Raw genomic sequence first — 2,146 nt, 5'->3', positions numbered from 1 at the left:
CGCCCGCTGACTCCCCTGACCCGAGAACAGCAGCCCCAACCGACCACCCGAACCACCCACCACACCCGACACCACACGCCCCGACTCCCCACCGAGGGCGAGCTCGGACAGCGCGGCGAGCGCGTCCTCCCGGCCGTCGGCGAGCACCACGGCCCGGTGCGACAAGGTGGCGCGGGTGGTGGCCAGGGAGTAGCCGAGGTCCGTGGCGTCCAGCTCGGGCCGGTCCGCGACGAACGCCCGCAGCTGTCCGGCCTGCGCCCGCAGGGCCTCCTCGCCGAACCCGGACAGCGGCCACGGCACGACGCCCTCGGGCCGGGACGGACGCTCCTCGTCCACCGGTCGCGCCTCGGGGGCCTGCTCGATGACGACGTGGGCGTTGGTGCCACTCACGCCGAAGGAGGACACACCCGCCCGGCGCGGCCGCTCACCCGCCGGCCACGCCACCTCCTCCGTCAGCAGCGCGACGTTCCCGGCGCTCCAGTCGACGTGCGGCGAGGGCTCGTTCAGGTGCAGCGTGCGCGGCAGCAGCTCGTTCTTCATCGCCATGATCATCTTGATCACGCCGCCGACGCCGGCAGCGCCCTGGGTGTGCCCGATGTTCGTCTTCAGCGAGCCCAGCCATAGCGGACGGTCCTCGGCACGCCCCTGCCCGTACGTGGCCAGCAGCGCCTGCGCCTCGATCGGGTCACCCAGCTTCGTGCCCGTCCCGTGCGCCTCCACCACGTCCACGTCCGAGGTCGCCAGCCCCGCGTTCGCCAGCGCCTGACGGATCACCCGCTCCTGCGAGGGACCGTTCGGCGCCGTCAGGCCGTTGCTCGCACCGTCCTGGTTGACCGCCGTGCCACGGACGATCCCCAGCACCTCGTGCCCGTTGCGCCGCGCGTCCGACAGCCGCTCCAGCAGCAGCACACCGACGCCCTCGCCCCAGCCCGTACCGTCGGCATCGGCGGCGAAGGCCTTGCAGCGACCGTCCGGCGCCAGCCCGCGCTGACGGCTGAACTCCAGGAACATGCCCGGGCCGGACATCACCGTGACACCACCGGTCAGCGCGAGCGAGCACTCGCCGTTGCGCAGCGCCTGCGCCGCCAGGTGCAGAGCGACCAGGGAGGAGGAGCAGGCGGTGTCCACCGTCAGCGCCGGGCCCTCCAGACCGAAGGTGTACGACACCCGGCCGGACATCACGCTCGCGGCGGTACCCGTCAGCAGGTACCCCTCCAGGTCCTCGGGGGCCTGGCTCATCCGGGGCCCGTAGTCGTCCTGGGAGACGACACCGACGAAGACGCCGGTCTGGCTGCCCCGCAGGGTCCGGTGGTCGATGCCGGCGCGCTCGAACGCTTCCCAGGAGGTCTCCAGCATCAGCCGCTGCTGCGGGTCCATCGCCAGCGCCTCACGCGGCGAGATGCCGAACAGCGAGGCGTCGAACTCGCCCGCCTCGTACAGGAATCCGGCCTCGCGGACGTACGAGGTCCCGGTGTGGTCCGGGTCCGGGTCGTACAGCGCGTCGAGGTCCCAGCCGCGGTTCACCGGGAAGACGGAGACCGCGTCACCGCCCGCCGCCACCAGCCGCCACAGGTCCTCCGGCGAACGCACCCCGCCCGGGTAGCGGCACGCCATCGCCACGATCGCGATCGGGTCGTCGCCCAGCCCCGCGCCTGCGGCGACGATGGGAGCGGACGCGTCCCGGGCGCCGCCGAGCAGCTGCTCGCGCAGGTGGGCCGCCAGGGCGGCCGGGGTCGGGTGGTTGAAGACCACGGTGGGCACCAGGCGCAGGCCGGTGACCGCGCCCAGGCGGTTGCGCAGTTCCACCGCTGTCATCGAGTCGAAGCCGATCTCCTTGAACGCGCGGGCCTCCGCCACGGCGTCGGCGGAGCTGTGGCCGAGGACGGCCGCCGCCTGCGTCCGCACCAGCTCCAGCAGCTCGGCCTCCTGCTCGACCTCCGAGAGGCCAGCCAGCCGCTGGGCGCAGGCCGAGTCGGCGACCACGCCGACGGCGGGCAGCTCGGCGGGGAGCACCGGGACCGCGGGCAGGCCGGTGCTGGTGGGGGCGTCGAGCCAGTAGCGCTGGTGCTGGAAGGCGTAAGTGGGCAGGTCGATGGGCTTCCCGGCGGTGCCGGTCGCCGTCCAGTCCACCGGGACACCGCTCACG

Annotated in this window: 1 protein-coding gene; it reads right to left on the bottom strand. The window is 73.8% G+C overall.

Annotated elements, in window-relative coordinates; all coding sequences use genetic code 11:
• On the bottom strand, positions 1 to 2,146 hold a 2,146-nt coding region (locus ACIQIB_RS39420), incomplete at both ends, for a type I polyketide synthase (RefSeq protein WP_400764299.1).

Origin of the sequence: Kitasatospora sp. NPDC092286, assembly GCF_044755565.1 — a bacterium.
Classification (GTDB): Bacteria; Actinomycetota; Actinomycetes; order Streptomycetales; family Streptomycetaceae; genus Kitasatospora.
This window is presented reverse-complemented; position numbering and strand designations above follow the sequence as displayed.